This window comes from Sphingomonas aliaeris, from assembly GCF_016743815.1.
Lineage (GTDB): Bacteria > Pseudomonadota > Alphaproteobacteria > Sphingomonadales > Sphingomonadaceae > Sphingomonas > Sphingomonas aliaeris.
This window is the reverse complement of record NZ_CP061035.1, coordinates 1,599,643-1,617,262: the sequence shown is the minus strand read 5'-3', so window position 1 is coordinate 1,617,262 and position 17,620 is coordinate 1,599,643. Positions and strand designations below refer to the sequence as shown.

The following is a 17,620-nucleotide window of genomic DNA, read 5'->3' as shown; positions in this document are numbered from 1 at the left end:
GCCCGGGCCATGTAGGACAGCGGCGCCACATCGTGACCGGACCGGACTGTAGCCGATCCAGCCGCGGTCAAAGGCTATGTCCGGTCAAAACGACCAGCCAGAGCCAGTCGTCTTACTGTCCCGGAGCCGGAGTTGCCGCGCCCGGCATCCCGCCCGGAGCGCCGCCCTGCTGCTGCATCATCTGCTGCTGCATCTGCATGCGACGAACGGTTTCGACCGGCAGGAATTCGACCAGCTCGACGTCGAACGTCAGTACGTTCTTGGCCAGCTTCTCCATCTGCGGATCCATCGGCGGCGCACCCTCGGGGCGCGGCGCGCCGTATCCCAGCGTCGGCTTGATCCAGAAGCGGTACTTCGCACCCTTGTTCATCAGCTTCAGCGCTTCGGAGAAGCCCGGAACGACGCCGGTCACCGGCATCGGCGTCGGCTGCTGCGACTTGTCGAACGTCGTACCGTCGGGCAGCTTGCCCTCGTAATTGACGAGCGTCACGTCGGTATCGGTCGGGCTCGGCCCGACGCCCGGCGCGATGATCTTGTACTGGAGGCCCGATGGCGTTTCGACCACGCCCTTCTGGCGCTTGTTCTTCGCCAGGAAGTCGACGACCGGATCGCCGGGAGCCGCGGCGGCGAGCAGGAACGCGGCACCGATCACGGCGACCAATCCCACCCACAGGGCCATGATCACGCCGCGCTTGGTCGGCTGCAACGGAACTGCGGTAACGGTCGACATGTCGGGCTGCTTTCGCATCGACGGCATAGTGCCGGTCGGTATTCGGGAAAAATCGGTAACACGGCGCTGCGGGCGGCGTGATCGCCACCCGCACCACCGGAGATAGGCTTACCGTGCGCCGTCACGCTCCAGGCGCTTGCGCTCCAGCTTACGGGCGCGACGGACAGCGGCCGCACGCTCACGTGCACGCTTTTCCGACGGCTTCTCGTAATGCCGGCGCAACTTCATCTCGCGATAAACACCTTCGCGCTGCAGCTTCTTCTTGAGGGCGCGCAGCGCCTGATCGACGTTGTTGTCGCGAACGATGATTTGCATGTTGTGTAGACGCTCCGATCAATAGCTATTATCGTCGCAGACAGATGCCAGCGCCGGGAAGGCGTGCGCCCTAGCAGCGACCGTCGGCGGTTTCAAGCATTAGTGCCCCACGCCCGGCGCTTACGCCGCCTGCCCCGGGGCGGCGGGCGTTTGCACCGCCGCCTCAGCCCGCTATGGCGTGCGCCATGACCGCCACGCCCCTCACGCTCTATAACAGCCTCAGCCGCAGCCTGGAGACATTCGTCCCGCTCGATCCCGCCGACGTGCGAGTCTATTCCTGCGGGCCGACCGTCTACAATTACGCGCATATCGGCAATCTGCGCGCCTATGTCTTCACCGACACGCTCAGCCGCGTGCTGACGTGGAAGGGCTATCCGCTCACCCATATCATCAACATCACCGATGTCGGCCACCTGACGTCGGATGCGGATGCGGGCGACGACAAGATGGAAGCCGCCGCGCGCGCGCAGTCGATGAGCATCTGGGATATCGCCGCGCATTACACGACGGCCTTCAAACAGAATCTGAAGGACCTCAACATCCGCGAGCCGAGCCGCTTCCCGCTCGCCACCGATCATATCGAGGAGATGATCGCGTTCGGCGTGAAGATCGCCGCGAATTGCTACGAACTCGACAGCGGCCTGTATTTCGATACCGGCACCGTCCCCGATTACGGTCGCCTCGCCGGTACGCGCGAGGATGATCGCGAAGGCCGGATCGATCCCGTCGCGGGCAAGCGCAACCCGCAGGATTTCGCGATCTGGCGCAAGAGCGAACCCGGCGAGAACCGCCAGATGGAATGGGATTCCCCCTGGGGCCGCGGCGCACCCGGCTGGCATCTCGAATGCTCGGTAATGAGCCAGAAGTATCTCGGTGCGAATTTCGACATCCATACCGGTGGCATCGATCATCGCGAGATCCACCACCCGAACGAGATCGCGCAGAACCAGGCGCATTGCGGCTGTGCGGATACCGGCGCGACCTTCTGGATGCACAACAATTTTCTGGTCGAACGCTCGGGCAAGATGAGCAAATCGGGCGGCGGTTTCAGGACGTTGCAGAGCCTGATCGATCTCGGTGTCCACCCGCTCGCCTATCGCCTGATGTGCCTCAGCGCGCATTATCGCAGCGAACTCGAATTTTCGCTTGAAAACCTGATGACGGCTTTAACTAGGCTGAAGCGCTTAATCGGCATGATCGAGAAATTAAAGCCCGATGACAACTTTGATAAATGGCTAGAATTTTTAAGTGGAAAGCCCTCGTTTCAACAGCAGCTTGATCAAATTCTTCCAATACCGAGTTACGCTAAGGACTGCCTCTTCTTTTTTGATGATTATATGTCCAAGGACCTCGGAACCGTTGGCGCACTAACATTTTTAGATGCTCTGTTAGGTGACCGCGAAATGCCTGACGGCTTGAAATTAAAGGCGGTCGGTATGATGGACACTGTTCTGGGGTTACGATTAACAGAACTGACACGTCATGATCTCCGCCTTCGCCCCAAATCAGCCGGGATCGACGAGGCGGAGATCGAAGCCCGTCTCGCCGAACGTCGCGAGGCTCGTGCGGCGAAGGACTTCGCCAGGTCCGATGCGATTCGTGACGAACTTGCAACACTTGGCGTAGAAGTGATGGACGGCGACCCGCTCGGCTGGGATTGGCGCCTTTCGCTATAGAAGAGTAATGGATCCTTCTGATACGCCTTAGTAACGAATTGCCGGATCACGCGGCGATCGTGGAAGAGCGGATGCCCGGAAACTGAACCGGGGGATTTTTACTGATGCTCGTCTACACTGCACGTTCGTTCGCTCGTTCCCGTCGCCTTGCCATCGGCGCTTCCGTCCTTGCGATCATGTGTGCAGCCACGCCCGCGATCGCTGCCGATCCGGACCCGGTACAGGCGGAGGTATCGCCCGACGAAATCACCGTCACCGCCAGCCGCCGCAGCGAAGCCAGCAAGGACGTGCCCGTCGCCGTCAGCGTGATCGGGGGCGAAAAGCTCGACGTGCTCAACTCCAGCGGCCTCGACATCCGCTTTCTCTCCGGCCGCACGCCCAGCCTGTTGGTCGGATCCTCGTTCGGCCGCACTTTCCCGCGTTTCTATATCCGCGGCCTCGGCAATACCGATTTCGACCCGACCTCGGCGCAGCCCGTCTCCGTCGTCTATGACGACGTCGCGCTCGAAAACCCGATGCTGAAATCCTTCCCCGTATTCGATCTCGCCAGCGTGCAGGTGTTGCGCGGGCCGCAAGGCACGTTGTTCGGCCGCAACACCCCCGCCGGCGTGATCAAGCTGGACTCGCAGAAGCCGGGCGACGTCCTGTCGGGCCATGCGAGCCTGTCCTGGGCCACGTTCAACACCGTCAATGCGGAGGCCGCGATCGGCGGCCCGCTGGGCGGCGGCTTCGGCCTGCGCGTCTCGGGCATCCTGCAACGGCGTGACGACTGGGTTACCAACACCGCCACGACGACACTCGGCAGCCGCAAGCTGGAGGGGTATCGCGACGTCGCAGGACGCGTCCTGCTCAGCTACGAGAGCGGCGATTTCGATGCGCTGCTGAACGTGCATGCACGCGATCTCGACGGCTCGCCCCGCGTCTTCCGCGCCGGCATCTTCCGGAAGGGCAGCAACGATTTTGTCCCCGGCTTCGACATCAAGAAGGTCGCGCTGGACGGCCTGACCAGCCAGAGCCTGAACTCGTTCGGCACCAATCTGAAGCTCAACTACACGTTCGACGGCGTCGGCACGCTCCACTCCATCACCGCCTATGAAAAGGGCAAGGTGGAGAGCACCGGCGATGTCGACGGCGCCAGCTGCTACGCCTTCATTCCCGGCTGCACCCTCGGCAACATCAATGTCGGTGGCTTCCCCGTGAACACCGGCGGCACGACCAAGCCGAAGGAGTTCAGCCAGGAGCTGCGCTTCGAAACCGCGCAGATGGGCGCATTCCGCGGACAGGTAGGCGCCTATTTCTTCCACCAGAAGCTGACCTATGACGAACTCGCCTATGACGGCGCGGGCGCGGTCACGCAGAACGTGCTGCACGATAACAAGAACGAGAATTTCGGCCTGTTCGCCTCGGGCGAATATGCCGCGAACGCCGACCTGACCCTGCGCGCCGGCGTCCGCTATTCCAACGATCGCAAGGACGATTTCGTCGGCGGTCTCGCGAGTTTCCCCGGCAGGCCCTTGCCGATCCGCACGAAAGCGAAGGGTGACAACGTCTCGTGGGATATCGGCGCGACCTACCGGATCGATCCTTCGGTCAATCTCTACGCCCGCTTTGCCACCGGCTATCTCGGCCCGTCGATCTCGGACCGCGTCAACTTCGGTGACTTTCCGACCACCGCGCCCAAGCAGACGACGATCTCGGGCGAGGGCGGGATCAAGACCGAACTGCTCGCCAACGTGCTGCGCTTCGACCTGTCCGGCTATTACTTCCGGACGAAGGATTTCCAGGCGACGGCAGTCGGCGGCGTCAACAATTCGGCGCAATTGCTGACGATCGACAAGGTCGTCGGTTACGGTCTGGAGGCGGAACTGAACGCCCGCCCCATGCCGTCGCTCGTTCTCACCGCCGGTCTCAGCTACAACTTCACCGAAATCCGCGATCCCTCGCAATCGATCGCGGTGTGCGGCGGCGGCTGCACGGTCACCAACCCGCTGAACGCGGCTGGTCGCGCGATACTGAACGGCAACGATTTGCCACAGGCTCCGCGCCTGATCGCCAACTGGACGGTGCGGTACGCCGTGCCGCTGGGCGACGGCGAACTGTTCGCCTTCACCGACTGGGCATATCGCAGCAAGGTGAACTACTTCCTCTACACCGCGGCCGAATTCCGCGGAAAATCCCTGCTCGAAGGCGGTTTGCGCGGCGGATACAAGTTCGATTCCGGGCTGGAGGTCGCGGCGTTCGCCCGCAACATCACGAACCAGATCCGGGCGGTCAGCGCGATCGACTTCAACAATCTGACCGGCATGGTCAACGAACCGCGCATCATCGGCGGCGAAGTGAAGTTCCGGTTCTGACCTGACCGACACAGGCGGCGGCCTTCCGGCCGTCGCCTGTTCACCCCGGCATCTGTACGACGCGCGTTCCCAGACGCTCCGCTTCACCCGCGTCATGGGTCACCATCAGCACGGGCAGGCGCACGACGTCGCGCAAGTGTTCGATCACCCGAATGATCTCTTCGCGCCGCGCCGCATCCAGCGACGATAGGGGCTCGTCCAGCAACAGGAATGCCGGGTCGCTCAGCAGTGCGCGCCCGATCGACACGCGCCGCGCTTCGCCACCGGACAGGCTAAGCGGCCACCGGTCGAGCAGGTGTGCGATATCCAGAAACGCGATCGCCTCGTGGTCCAGGCCCCTCGCCCCCGCTCCGTAGGTCAGGTTCGCGCGGACCTTCAGGTGCGGGAAAAGCCGCGCCTCCTGAAAGACGTAACCCGCCCGCCGCCGCTCGACCGGCACGTCGATCATCAACGCGGCATCGAACAGCGTCTCGCCGCCCACGCGGATCGTCCCGGCATCGGGCCGCAACAGCCCGGCGACCATGTTCAGCACGCTCGTCTTGCCCGCCCCGGACGGCCCGAACAGGATCGTCACGCCCTCGCCCGCCGTGAGGTCCAGCGCGATCCGGGTGTCGCCCAACCGTTTCGAGACGGAGATATCAAAGGACATGCAGCCTCCGGCCGCTGCGCCGCGCGAGCATCTCCGACGCGACCAAAGCCGCCAGCGACAGCGCGACCGAAATCGCCGCCAGCCGCAGCACCATCGCCTCCCCGTCGGGCCGCTGCAACGCGCTATAGATCGCCAGCGGCAACGTCTGCGTCTGTCCCGGCACGTTCGCGACGAAGGTGATCGTCGCGCCGAATTCCCCGATTCCGCGCGCGAACCCCAATACCGCCCCGGCCAGCACACCCGGCAGGCTGAGCGGCAAGGTGATCGTCGCGAAGATACGCCACCGCCCCGCGCCCAACGTCGCCGCGGCATTCTCCAACCGCCGGTCCACCGCCTCGATCGACAGCCGCATCGCCCGCACCATCAGTGGCAGGGCCATCACGCCCGATGCGATCGCCGCGCCGGTCCAGCGGAACAGCACGCTCGTCCCGAACACCGCCTGGATCGCCGATCCCGCCAGACCCGAGGGTGCGAAAGCGACCAGCAGCAGCCACCCGGTCACGACGGGCGGCACCACCAGCGGCAGGTGAACCGCGGCGTCGAGCAGCAGCTTGCCCGGAAAGCGGACCCGCGCCAGCACCCAGGCCAACGCAAAGGCGATCGGCAGCGTCACCAGCAACGCCACCCCGCCGACCCGCAGCGTCAACGCGACGATGCCCCATTCCTCCGGGGTCAGCACCGCGCGCCGCCCGTCACCGCGCGGAGAAGCCGAACTTCACGAAAATCGCCTTGCCTTCGCGCGACACGAGGAACCGGCGGAAGGCCTCCCCCCCCCGCGTTGGTCGATTTTGCCAGCCGCGCGATGGGATAGACGATCGGCGGATGGCTGGCCTGTGGGAAGACGCCCGCCACGCGCACGGCGTGCGACGCCCGCGCATCGGTGGCATAGACGATCCCGAACGGCGCCGCGCCCCGCTCGACCAGTGCCAAGGCCGCGCGGACATTCTCCGCCTGCACGACCCGCGGCGCGACCGCTGGCCATGCGCCGAGCCGCTCCAGCGCGGCCTTGCCGTATTTTCCCGCCGGAACGCCGCTCGTATCCGCCATTGCCAGCGCACCACCGCCAAGCACGCGCGCCAGCGCGGCCGCCGGGCGCAGCGGGATCCGCGAACGTCGCTCGCGCGGTTCGATCACGACCAGCCGGTTGCCGAGGAAATCGCTCCGCGTTCCGGCGACGATCAGCCGTTTCGCCGCCAGCGCGTCCATCCATTCCTCGTCCGCCGATACGAACAGGTCCGCCGCGCCGCCCGCCAACACTTGCCGCGCCAACGCCGAAGACGCCGCGAAGGAGATAACCGGCCTGGGGTGCCCCTTCTTCGCCCAGACGGCAGCGGCGGCGGTCATCGATTCCTGCAGGCTCGCCGCAGCCAGCACCAGCGGCGGTTGCGCCTGCGCCGACGCGATCCCGGGCGTCAGGCACAACAGCGCCAGCATACCGCCGATCATCCGGATCATCCGCATCCCTACACCCCCACCCGCGAAGCGCGTCAGCCGTCGTCACCCATCCGCAGGGCCGCGATGAACGCCTCCTGCGGAATGCTGACGCTGCCATATTCGCGCATCTTCAGCTTGCCCTTCTTCTGCTTGTCCAGCAGCTTGCGCTTGCGGCTGGCGTCGCCGCCATAGCATTTCGCGGTCACGTCCTTGCGCATCGCGCTGATCGTCTCGCGCGCGATCACCTTGCCGCCGATCGCCGCCTGGATCGGGATCTTGAACAGATGGCGCGGGATCAGTTCCTTCAGCCGTTCGACCATCCCGCGACCGCGCACTTCCGCCGTTCCGCGGTGGACGATCATCGACAGTGCATCGACCGGCTCTTCGTTGACCAGAATGCTCATCTTGACGAGATCGCCCTCACGGTAGCCGATCTGGTTATAGTCGAAGCTGGCATAGCCCTTGGACAGCGATTTCAGCCGGTCGTAGAAATCGAACACCACTTCGTTCAGCGGCAATTCGTACGTCGCCTGCGCACGACCGCCGACATAGGTCAGGTTCTTCTGGATACCGCGACGATCCTGGCACAGCTTCAGGATCGACCCGAGATATTCGTCCGGCACATAGATGACCGCCTCGATCCACGGCTCGCTGATCACCGCGATCTTGTTGGGTTCCGGCATATCGGCCGGGTTGTGCAGTTCGATATGCGTCGTGCCGGCGGGGTCGGGATGCGTCAGCTCGATCTCGTACACCACCGACGGCGCGGTCGTGATCAGGTCGAGATCGTATTCGCGCGTCAGCCGCTCCTGGATGATCTCCAGATGCAGCAGCCCCAGGAACCCGCAGCGGAAGCCGAAACCCAATGCAGCGCTCGTCTCCATCTCGAACGAGAAGGAGGCATCGTTCAGCCGCAGCTTGGAAATGCTCTCACGCAGTTTCTCGAAGTCGTTGGCATCGACCGGGAACAGCCCGCAGAACACCACCGGCTGCACTTCCTTGAAGCCCGGCAAAGCCTCGGTGGCGGGACGCTTCACATCGGTGATCGTGTCGCCGACGCGGGTCTGCGCGACCTCCTTGATCTGCGCGGTGATGAAGCCGATCTCGCCGACGCCCAGCTCGGTCAGCTGTTCGATCCGGGGCCGGAAACAGCCGACCCGATCGATCAGATGCTGCGTACCGGTCGCCATGAACTTGATTGCCTGACCCTTTTTCAGGGTCCCCGCCACGACGCGGACGAGGATGACGACGCCGAGATACGGATCGTACCAGCTGTCGACCAGCATCGCCTTCAACGGCGCATCGGGATCGCCCTTCGGCGGCGGAATGCGCGTGACGACCGCCTCCAGCACCTCGCGAATGCCGATGCCCGATTTGGCCGAGGTCAGCACCGCCTGCGACGCGTCCAGCCCGATCACTTCCTCGATCTCCGCCTTGACCTTCTCGGCGTCGGCGGCGGGCAAGTCGATCTTGTTGATGACGGGCACGATCTCATGATCATGCTCGATCGACTGATAGACGTTGGCGAGCGTCTGCGCCTCGACGCCCTGCGCCGCATCGACGACCAGCAACGCACCCTCACACGCCGCCAGCGACCGCGACACTTCATATGCGAAGTCGACGTGACCCGGCGTATCCATCAGGTTCAGCGTATACGTCTGACCATCATCCGCCGTGTAGGCCAGGCGCACCGTCTGCGCCTTGATGGTGATGCCGCGCTCCTTCTCGATGTCCATATTGTCGAGCACCTGCTCCGACATCTCCCGCGCGGACAGCCCGCCCGTCTCCTGGATCAGGCGATCGGCAAGCGTCGACTTGCCATGATCGATATGAGCGATGATCGAAAAATTACGAATGAGTGCGAGCGGCGTGGACACAGGCAGGGATGAACCTTCGAAAACGGGATGCGCGCCGTTAGCACCGATCGTTGCCGATGCCAAAGGCGGGACGCATGTCGCTGATCGGTCGCACGGGCGTGACGTTCGACATGGCAGCAGGCAAAAATCGCCGGATCCGACCCGGCGCGCCTGCCATCACCTATACAGTGATGGAGCAGTGGCCGCGCTGGCCGAACCGCAAGCTACAATTGGTGTCGGACAGTGCTCCATTCGGCCCAGTAAGGATGCACCATGATCCTCGGCACCTTCGTTTCACCCGACCCATCACTCGAAGCGATCTCCGATCTCGCGACGCACCTCGGCGTAAAGATCAATTCCGGATATCGCGCGCTGCCAAACGCGCAGGAATTCAAGGGTCGCAACCGATTCTTCGATTTGATAGCGGATCGGTCCAGCACGATCGAGCTCGACTGCGAAGATCAATGCTCAGCGAAATATTATTTCGACCTGGTACAAACCCTACGCGATCTCAACGGCGAATTCGGTCGCGTCGTCGAAGTCGGCGTCTATATGGGCGGGGCGTCGAGCGTGATCGCGGGCTGTATCGAACATTTCCATTTCGATCTGGACCTGATCGATACTCATCTTCCGCATCTACTCTTCGCATATGAACGGATCCGGCGGCTCTATCCCGAGTCGATCGGGCGCGTCCGGCTTTTCCATGGCGACCTGCCGTCTTATGTTCGCCACGTTCTGGACGAACGCAGCGATAAGTACGTCATCCATCACGATGGATCCCACAACTTCGAGCAGGTCGTTCGCGACATGGCGTCGTTGTCGTTCATACAACAACGGCTATGCGCTATAATTGCGCAGGATACTCATCTGCGCGGTGCCGTGAAGTACATGAGTTTCGTCGATATGGCGATGTACGCGGTTTTCGGTCTGGATCTGAAGTACGCACCGATCGGCACTGCCTATGCGGCCCATGACTCCCGTACCGACCCGAACCAGTATGAGGGCAACTATTTCATGCCGGACGCACCGGAAGGCTTTGTGCTACCGATGGCCGTAAACCGGTTCCAATATCCTCATCCCACGATGGATATGGACCAGTTTCTGCCCCCTAAAGTTATTCTGCCGCTTGCCGTTGCGGCCTGACGCGAGGCTTCGATGTCAAAATTGTCACGGCCAGTCCTGCAGTGATGATCGGCAAAGTCACCGTTGGGGAGTTCCGGCGCGGGCTGGTTTTGCGTTCCGAAACCCATTGCGGGTAAAGCCGAGTTACCTGCATTCCCCATATTCGACGGCGGCTGCATCCCTTATTGTTGCAGCACCGAATCGAACAGGGGGATGCAAGATGTTGAAAACGACCGTTCAGCTGGCGACCGCGCTTGCCGTGATCGCCGGCACGCCCGTCGCGGCACAGGCGCAGGCCAGGAAATCCGGCGGGCAGCGCATGCAGGAGGCGGCGCAGAACGATGTCCCCCGCTGCACGCGCAAGCTCGGCACGCTGTCGATTGTCGATGGCGACGATCCCTCGGGCTGGACGCAGAACAGCCTCGCGCCGCCGCAGAAGCTGCTCCGCGCGCTGGTGCAGCGTTCGGGCTGCTTCAATCTGGTCGATCGCGGTTCGGGGCTGAACGCGGCGCAGCTCGAGCGCAACATCGGCGGCAATCTGGGGCTGCAACGCCGCTCGAACGTCGGCCAGGGGCAAATCAAGGCGGCGGACTACGTCCTGGTCGCGGAAATCGCCGGCGCGAACAGCAATGTCAGCGGCAGCGGCATTGCGGGCGGTGTCGGTGGCCTGCTCGGCGGGCGCGTCGGCGGGCTGCTCGGTGGGTTGAAGAGCAAGAAGATGGAGGCGAACACCGTTCTTTCGCTGACCAACGTGCGCACGACGGAAACGATCGCGGTCGAGGAAGGCTATGCGGTGAAGAACAACCTGTCGTTCGGCGCGGGCGGCTTCTTCGCGGTCGGCGGCGCGGTCGGCGGCGGCTACGACAATACCGATATCGGCCGCATGGTGACGCTGTCCTTCATCCAGGCCTATACGAAAATGGTCACCAGCCTCGGCCTGGTCAATCCGGGCGATGCGGGCACGGCGGAAGCGGCCCCGGCCAAGACCTTCACCGCGCAGGGCCCGGTCGCGATGCGCACCACCGCCGCCGCGACCGGCCGGGTGATGCGGACGCTCCCCGTCGGATCGATCGTCTACCCGACCGGCAAGCAGGCCGGCATGTGGTGGGAAGTCGCCGACGAGAACGACAATGTCGGCTGGGTGCTGAATTCGAAGCTCGCGCCCTCGCGCTGAACGAGCAAGCCGCGGAAAGCCTTGCGAAAGAGGGGCCGGGTATCGATCGCCCGGCCCCTTCCCGCCGCCCCCCGCGCAGTATAGGGTAGGTTTTCACACCCGGAGACCTGCCATGAAGCGCCTTTCCCTTCTCGCCGCCTGCGCCGCCCTTTTCATCGGCGGTGCCGCGTCGGCAGCGCTTCCGGTCGGCGCCACTGCGCCCGACATCGTCACCAAGGCGGCACGCGGCGGCAAGATGTTCGATTTCGCGCTCAAATCGGCGCTGAAGAAGGGGCCCGTAGTGCTCTATTTCTTCCCGGCCGCCTTCACCAGCGGCTGCACCGTCGAGGCGCATGCCTTTGCCGAGGCCGCTGCCGAGTTCCAGAAGAACGGCGCGACGTTGATCGGCCTGACCGGCGGCAATGTCGAACGCATCGCGGAATTCTCCAAATCCGAATGCCGCGACAAATTCCCGGTCGGCGCAGCGACCCCGGCGGTCGTTTCCGGTTATAACGTGTCGCTTGCGGCCAAGGCCGGCTGGACCGATCGCACCAGCTACGTCATCGCGCCCAACGGCAAGATCATCTACGTTCTCAGCCAGATGAGCCCGGCCGGTCATGTCGAGGGCACGCTGGACGCTGTGCGCAAATACAAGCTCGCCCACAAGTAAGGGGCGCATCCGACCCGGCCATTCGTGCGTTATGCGCGAATGGCCGAGACGATCGAAGATGTACGCCTCGCGATGGAGGCCGCCGCCGATGCGCAGGATTTCGCGCTCGCGGCGTCGCTTCGCGACAGGATCAGCATAATGCGAGGCCAGGCCGCCGATGCGGATACCGGCCCGATCGATCCAAGCGGGCTGACCCGCCAGCAACCCGGCAAGATGGGCATCGGGACCAGCCGTCAGCGCGTGACCCCGCCCCCAGGTTGGAAACCCCCGCCGAAGCCTGACCTGATGACCAGCGGCATCACCCGGCCACGCAAACGCGACTAATTCGCGACCGAACCGGCGACGTTTAGTGTCAGGCCAGACCGGCCGCCTTCACCGCCGCCATCGCATTGGCGAACCGGGCGTCCCCCTGCCCCGCGACTAATGCCCAGGCGACACCTCGCCGTTCCAGTTCCGCCCTCGACAGGTCGAAGAAGCGCCGCCGATCGTCGACGGATCCGAACATCCGCGTGCCATCCTCGACCCAGGGCAGGTCGATATCCAGCAGTAGATACAGGTCGGCCGTGCCCGTCCACGCATCGAACCACGGGTCCCGCTTCCCGAACAGCATGTCCGCCCACACCGCCGTCATCAGCGGATCGGTATCCAGGATCAGCGGATCGATCCCGCCCGCGGCCATCGCGCGCGTGATACCGTCGTGCGTTTCGGCGATCGTCACGAGATCGTTCATAGTGAATTCCAGGCCATTCGCCTCTGCGAAGGTGCGGCCATACTCATCCACCACCGCGCCCCCCAACGCCCGTGCCAATCGCGGCGCGAGCGTCGATTTTCCGGTGCTTTCAGGCCCATGAAGGCAGATCGTACGTATCATTGAACTTCCGATCTTCGCCAATCCAGCAACCCCCACACCGATATCGCCAGCAACAGAATGTAGAGGATGGTCGTCGGCCACAGGCCCTTGGCGGCATACAGGCCGATCGCGACGATATCGACCGCGATCCACAGCACCCAGTTTTCCAGTTTCTGCCGCGACAGCAATATCTGCGCCGCGACACTCGTCATGGCGATCCCCGCATCGACGAAGGGAAAGGATGCATCGGTAAGCCGGTGCATCAGTGTCCCCCACGCCAAAGTCGCGAAAGCTATCCCGAAAAGCCAGCCGCCCCGCGCCGCCGCGCTCAATCGCCCGACCCGGACTTCCCCCGCCGTGGCGATCCCGTGCGACCATTGACGCCAGCCATAGAGGTTCACGATGACGAAAAACAGTTGCAGCCCCGTGTCGCTATACAGTCGGGCCTCGAAGAACACCCAGCCGTAGATCGCGGTACCGGCGATCGCGAACGCATAGTTCCAGATGCTGCGCCGTGCGACGAGCACGACGTTGGCGACGATCAACAGGGAGGCAAGCACTTCTAAAGAGAACACCGCTTGCCCATAGCAAAGCCGCCCCGAACGTCGAGCAGCAAGACGTACAAAACGGGTGGGCCGGGCGACCGGCGATGCGCATAGGCTATTTTACGGGGTAACGGCGTCGGGCGGCCGTTCGGTGCGATATCGGGGATATCGCTGCAATGGTCGGGGCGATAGGATCTGAACCTACGACCCCTGGACCCCGAGACCAGTGCGCTACCAGACTGCGCCACGCCCCGACACATTGCAGGGGGAGCGCCTAGCTGTCCGTCCCGGTGCGATCAAGTCAAAAGTAGCGGCGTACCTCATTTCGCTGCGCAACCGGCGCGCTGCACCGGAACTGCACATACCCCGCACCGAAGCGACACGGCCAACCCGGCCAGCCCCGCACGACGCCGCGCCATACCGCCCGTATCGGATCGGGAAGGAACGGCGTGATGACGACAAGACATGGGTTCGGCGCGAAAGTCGCCGCGATCATAGTATTGATCGCGTTGGCCGACACGCTGGCGTTCGACGGATGGGGCGCGATACCGGGCATCTTTGCGGTCGCATGGTCGATCGTCCTGCTCATGACGGTAAAACCGTTCCGGCACCGCGCCGGACTCGCCGCATCGGTCGCGGCCGTAAGCTTCGCCGTAATCCTGCTGGAGGATCCAAGCCTGCTGGCTTGGACGATGTTCTGGACGTCGCTTTCGCTTGCCGCCTTGCTGACGCGCCATCGCTTCGACGATGCATGGCGCTGGACCCAGCGGCTGGTGCTGCACATCGTCTGCGGCATCGTCACACCGTTTCGCGACATCCGCCGGCTGGCGAGCGTCAGGCGGCCAGCCGGACGGCTCGATGTGCCTGCGATCGCAAAAACACTCGTCATTCCGGTCATCGGCAGCGTGCTGTTTTTCACCCTGTTCGCCGGCGCCAATCCGCTGATCGGTGCCGCGCTCGCTCGGCTGGAACTTCCGTCCTTCGCCATACTCCTGTTTCACGCACTGCTGTGGGTCTTCGTCATGTTTGTCGTCTGGCCGAGCCTGCGTCCCCACCCGCGTGCCACGCGCCTGCCGCTGCTACGGCCAGCGCCCCGGATCACCGACCTTCCGGTTGGCACGCTCATCCTGTCGCTGATCGCGTTCAACCTCGTCTTCGCGTTGCAGAACGGTCTCGACCTCGCATTCCTGTGGAGCGGCGCGGAGTTGCCGAAGGGCGTCTCGACGGTCGAATACGTCCATCGCGGCGCCTACACATTGATCGCGACAGCCATTCTGGCCGGGCTCTTCGTCCTGATCGCACTCCGGCCAGACAGCGCGGCGGCGCGTAGCCCAGTCGTCCGTCGCTTGCTCGTGATATGGGTGGCGCAGAACTTCATTCTCGTCGCCTCCAGCGTCCTGCGCGTGCTGGACTATATCGAGACCTCGATGCTGACCGTGCTGCGGATATCGGCGCTGGCATGGATGGGACTGGTGGCGACCGGGCTGGCGCTGATCTGCTGGCGACTACTCGCCAACCGCAGCAGCGCGTGGCTGATCAACGCCAACGCGCTCGCCGCGACGATCGTCCTGACGACGGCCAGCGTGGTCGATCTGGGCGCGGGCGCGGCGGACTGGAACGTGCGGCACGCCCGGACGGGAAAGCATCTCGACCTTTGCTACCTTCGCGAACTCGGCCCGTCCGCATTGCTGCCGCTGATCGCGCTGGAGCGTCGCGCGACGGGGGCCGCATTCAAGGACCGCGTCGCCTTCGTTCGCGAGCAAGCTTACGACAAGTTGTCCTTCGCCCAATCCACTCCGAAGCTAGCTACATGGCGCGGTGCCCGGCGGCTCGAAACGGCGAAACGCCTGCTCGGGCCCACCCGGCTCAAGTCCCGCGGATCAAGCGTTGGCCGATCCTGCGACGGCACGATCATCCCGCCGCCGCCCGCGCCGCCCCCGCCCCCCGCAGCCGTACAGACGACCGCCCCGTTGACCTCGGCTACCGAACAATGATCCAATGCCCCATGCCCAAAACGATCCTGGTCGTGGATGACGACGCGCATATCCGTCAGTTGCTCGTCTTCGCGCTCGGCAAGGCCGGTCTCGACACGATCGAGGCGACCGACGGGGAGGCGGCGCTGGCGGCGGTGGAGCGCAGCGCGCCCGATCTGGTCGTGCTCGACATCAACATGCCCCGGATGGACGGGCTCGAAGTCTGCCGCCGCCTCCGTGCGGCCGGCGACACGCCGATCCTGTTCCTCTCCTCGCGAGACGACGAGATCGATCGCGTGCTCGGCATCGAACTCGGCGCGGACGATTATGTCGTCAAACCCTTCTCTCCGCGCGAAGTCGTCGCGCGGGTGATGGCGATTCTCCGCCGCACCGCGGGTCGCCCGCCAGAGGTTGAACGGTCAGGCGCTGGCATCGCGCACAATCATCTGTCGCTCGACACGGACGGCTGGCGCGCAAGCTGGGCGGGGACGGACGTTCCGCTGACCGTCACCGAATTCTCGATCTTGCGCACGCTCGCGTCGATGCCCGCCAAGGTGTTCAGCCGCGACGCGATCATCGACCGGCTGCACGGCCCCGGCTTCGCCGTCACCGACCGCACGATCGACAGCCACATCCGCAACCTGCGCCACAAATTCGCGGAAGCCGGCGGCGTGGACCTGATCGAGACGCGCGCGGGCATCGGCTATCGTCTAGGTGCCTGTTGCGGCGGATGAAATCATGGCTGAAGGCGCACTGGCCCCGCCTCCGGCTGCGCACGTTGCTGTTCGCCACGCTCTTTCTAGTCGCCGCACTGCCCGGCTTCGGGGCGGTATTCCTCCGCGTTTATGAGAACACCCTCGTCCGCCAGACCGAGGCGGAGTTGATCGCGCAAGGGGCGGCGCTGTCCGCCTCGGCCGCCGCGTCCTGGCCAGGCGCGGTTCCCGTCATGCCGTCGCCGACCGATTTCCGCCCCGAACTGCCGCGCATCGACCTGAACGCCACCCCTGTGCTGCCCGAACGCCCCGATCCCGTCGGACCGGCGACGCCCGTCGATCGCGAAGCACAGGCCGCGAGCGCCCGCATACTGCCGGTCATAGCCAACACCCGCCGCACCACGCTGGCCGCCATCCTGCTGCTCGACTCGAAAGGCCGCGCCGTCAGCGGGGACACTGCGGGGTTCAGCTATGCCGCTCTGCCCGAGGTGAGCGCCGCGCTCGCCGGACGACCGATGACGGTGCTGCGCCGTAATGCCGAGTACCGCGCGACCTATGCGTTCGAATGGCTCTCGCGCGCCGCAACGATCCGCGTGCACCTCGCCCGGCCGATCGTCGCCGACGGCCGCGTGGTCGGCGTCCTGCTGCTGTCCCGCTCGGCCCGTGCCCTGTTTCGCGGCATGTACGAGGATCGGGGGAAGATCGCGATCGGCGTAGTGGCCATCTTTTCGCTGTTGATCGTCCTCAGCGGGCTGTTGTCGCGCGGGATCGCCCGGCCGATCGAGGCGCTGGGAGCCGCCACGCGCGAAGTGGCTACCGGACGCGGCAACATCCCCCCGATCCCGCAGACCGCGACGATCGAGATACAGGGCCTCTATGCCGACTTCGCCGCGATGGCGGTCGCGATCGACCACCGGTCCCGCTACCTCCGCGACTTCGCGCATGCCGTCAGCCACGAATTCAAGACGCCGCTGGCGGGCATCAAGGGCGTGCTCGAACTGCTCGCCGACCACGGCGACGAGATGAGCGAGGACGAGCGCGCCCGCTTCCTCGCCAATGCCGATGCCGATGCGGGGCGGCTGAGCCTGTTGGTCACGCGCCTGCTCGACCTTGCCCGTGCCGACATGACCGCTGGCGACGCCAATGCGGTGACCCCCATCGGCCCGGTATTGGCCCGGATCGCGGACGCATACCGCGCGCCCGGCTTTGACGTCATTCTGTCCGCGGCGCCGCATTGCCTCGTACGGTCGACCGAAGCCACGCTCGAAACCGTAATTGGAACGCTGCTGGACAACAGCCGTCAGGCGGGGTCGAGCCGCGCCGACATCGCGGTAGCCAGCGACGACGGCGTTGTCGGTATCACCGTATCGGATGACGGTCCGGGCATCCCGCCGGCCGACCGCGACCGGATCTTCGAACCCTTTTTCACCACCCGGCGCGCCGACAACGGCACCGGTCTAGGCCTGCCCATCATCCGTTCGCTGCTCGCGACATCGGGCGGCACGATCGTGCTCGGCCGTTCAAATCGCGGCGCCTGTTTCGAGGTCACGCTCGCGAAAGCCTAGTACCGGCAGCGCCTT

General features: G+C 64.5%; 16 protein-coding genes, 1 tRNA gene and 1 pseudogene. 9 read left to right on the top strand and 9 right to left on the bottom strand.

The window, feature by feature from the left end:
• Window positions 1–112: 112 nt before the first annotated feature.
• Both H5J25_RS07640 and rpsU read right to left on the bottom strand, forming a co-directional pair.
• Window positions 113–730: an FKBP-type peptidyl-prolyl cis-trans isomerase gene (locus H5J25_RS07640; protein ID WP_202095416.1), complete on the bottom strand. Its 618-nt coding sequence runs from the start codon at window positions 728–730 to the stop codon at window positions 113–115.
• Between the two features lie 108 nt (window positions 731–838).
• Window positions 839–1,045, bottom strand: coding sequence for a 30S ribosomal protein S21 (gene rpsU, locus H5J25_RS07635; protein WP_034160206.1), 207 nt, complete (start codon window positions 1,043–1,045; stop codon window positions 839–841).
• 173 nt (window positions 1,046–1,218) lie between these two features.
• Between rpsU and cysS the strand changes: the two genes are divergently transcribed.
• Together cysS and H5J25_RS07625 are read left to right on the top strand one after the other, a co-directional pair.
• Window positions 1,219–2,721 carry a cysteine--tRNA ligase gene (gene cysS / locus H5J25_RS07630; RefSeq protein ID WP_404829595.1) on the top strand — a complete coding sequence of 501 codons (1,503 nt, stop codon included), beginning with the start codon at window positions 1,219–1,221 and terminating at the stop codon, window positions 2,719–2,721.
• Between the two features lie 176 nt (window positions 2,722–2,897).
• Entirely contained in the window at window positions 2,898–5,075 is a 2,178-nt protein-coding gene (locus H5J25_RS07625; protein WP_225883426.1) for a TonB-dependent receptor, read from the top strand.
• A 40-nt stretch (window positions 5,076–5,115) separates the two neighbouring features.
• Here H5J25_RS07625 and H5J25_RS07620 read toward each other — a convergent pair whose 3' ends face one another.
• The 4 genes and pseudogenes from H5J25_RS07620 to lepA all read right to left on the bottom strand — a co-directional run bounded on the left by H5J25_RS07620 (window position 5,116) and on the right by lepA (window position 9,035).
• Window positions 5,116–5,724 (bottom strand): ATP-binding cassette domain-containing protein, encoded by a 609-nt coding sequence (locus tag H5J25_RS07620; protein WP_202095413.1) that lies wholly within the window; start codon window positions 5,722–5,724, stop codon window positions 5,116–5,118.
• Window positions 5,714–6,403: a molybdate ABC transporter permease subunit gene (gene modB, locus H5J25_RS07615; RefSeq protein ID WP_202095412.1), complete on the bottom strand. Its 690-nt coding sequence runs from the start codon at window positions 6,401–6,403 to the stop codon at window positions 5,714–5,716. Before modB ends, H5J25_RS07620 begins: the two co-directional genes overlap by 11 nt.
• A 13-nt stretch (window positions 6,404–6,416) precedes the next feature.
• Window positions 6,417–7,179: pseudogene (gene modA, locus H5J25_RS07610) on the bottom strand (molybdate ABC transporter substrate-binding protein).
• A 32-nt stretch (window positions 7,180–7,211) separates the two neighbouring features.
• The gene (lepA, locus tag H5J25_RS07605; protein WP_202095411.1) at window positions 7,212–9,035 is read right to left on the bottom strand and encodes a translation elongation factor 4; all 1,824 of its coding nucleotides are present in this window, start codon (window positions 9,033–9,035) and stop codon (window positions 7,212–7,214) included.
• A gap of 252 nt (window positions 9,036–9,287) precedes the next feature.
• On the opposite strand from lepA, the gene H5J25_RS07600 reads away from it, so the two are divergent.
• The 4 genes from H5J25_RS07600 to H5J25_RS07585 all read left to right on the top strand — a co-directional run bounded on the left by H5J25_RS07600 (window position 9,288) and on the right by H5J25_RS07585 (window position 12,283).
• Window positions 9,288–10,157 carry a class I SAM-dependent methyltransferase gene (locus H5J25_RS07600; RefSeq protein WP_202095410.1) on the top strand — a complete coding sequence of 290 codons (870 nt, stop codon included), beginning with the start codon at window positions 9,288–9,290 and terminating at the stop codon, window positions 10,155–10,157.
• Between the two features lie 199 nt (window positions 10,158–10,356).
• A complete protein-coding gene (locus tag H5J25_RS07595) occupies window positions 10,357–11,310 on the top strand; it encodes a CsgG/HfaB family protein (RefSeq protein ID WP_202095409.1) in 954 nt (317 codons plus the stop codon).
• 112 nt (window positions 11,311–11,422) lie between these two features.
• Window positions 11,423–11,959 carry a redoxin domain-containing protein gene (locus tag H5J25_RS07590; protein WP_202095408.1) on the top strand — a complete coding sequence of 179 codons (537 nt, stop codon included), beginning with the start codon at window positions 11,423–11,425 and terminating at the stop codon, window positions 11,957–11,959.
• A gap of 24 nt (window positions 11,960–11,983) precedes the next feature.
• Window positions 11,984–12,283 carry a UvrB/UvrC motif-containing protein gene (locus H5J25_RS07585; protein ID WP_404829593.1) on the top strand — a complete coding sequence of 100 codons (300 nt, stop codon included), beginning with the start codon at window positions 11,984–11,986 and terminating at the stop codon, window positions 12,281–12,283.
• Window positions 12,284–12,311: 28 nt separating this feature from the next.
• Here the strand turns inward: H5J25_RS07585 and H5J25_RS07580 are convergent, their stop codons facing one another.
• The 3 genes from H5J25_RS07580 to H5J25_RS07570 all read right to left on the bottom strand — a co-directional run bounded on the left by H5J25_RS07580 (window position 12,312) and on the right by H5J25_RS07570 (window position 13,608).
• A complete protein-coding gene (locus tag H5J25_RS07580; RefSeq protein WP_202095407.1) occupies window positions 12,312–12,830 on the bottom strand; it encodes an AAA family ATPase in 519 nt (172 codons plus the stop codon).
• The gene (gene pnuC, locus H5J25_RS07575) at window positions 12,827–13,369 is read right to left on the bottom strand and encodes a nicotinamide riboside transporter PnuC (protein ID WP_404829607.1); all 543 of its coding nucleotides are present in this window, start codon (window positions 13,367–13,369) and stop codon (window positions 12,827–12,829) included. Before pnuC ends, H5J25_RS07580 begins: the two co-directional genes overlap by 4 nt.
• A 162-nt stretch (window positions 13,370–13,531) precedes the next feature.
• Window positions 13,532–13,608 (bottom strand) — tRNA-Pro (locus H5J25_RS07570).
• A gap of 198 nt (window positions 13,609–13,806) precedes the next feature.
• Between H5J25_RS07570 and H5J25_RS07565 the strand changes: the two genes are divergently transcribed.
• The 3 genes from H5J25_RS07565 to H5J25_RS07555 are packed head-to-tail and all read left to right on the top strand — an operon-like array spanning window position 13,807 to window position 17,605.
• Entirely contained in the window at window positions 13,807–15,348 is a 1,542-nt protein-coding gene (locus tag H5J25_RS07565) for a DUF4153 domain-containing protein (protein ID WP_202095405.1), read from the top strand.
• 11 nt (window positions 15,349–15,359) lie between these two features.
• Entirely contained in the window at window positions 15,360–16,061 is a 702-nt protein-coding gene (locus tag H5J25_RS07560; protein WP_225883425.1) for a response regulator transcription factor, read from the top strand.
• Window positions 16,058–17,605, top strand: coding sequence for a sensor histidine kinase (locus H5J25_RS07555; RefSeq protein ID WP_225883424.1), 1,548 nt, complete (start codon window positions 16,058–16,060; stop codon window positions 17,603–17,605). The genes H5J25_RS07560 and H5J25_RS07555 overlap by 4 nt, the downstream gene beginning before the upstream one ends.
• Window positions 17,606–17,620 lie beyond the last annotated feature (15 nt).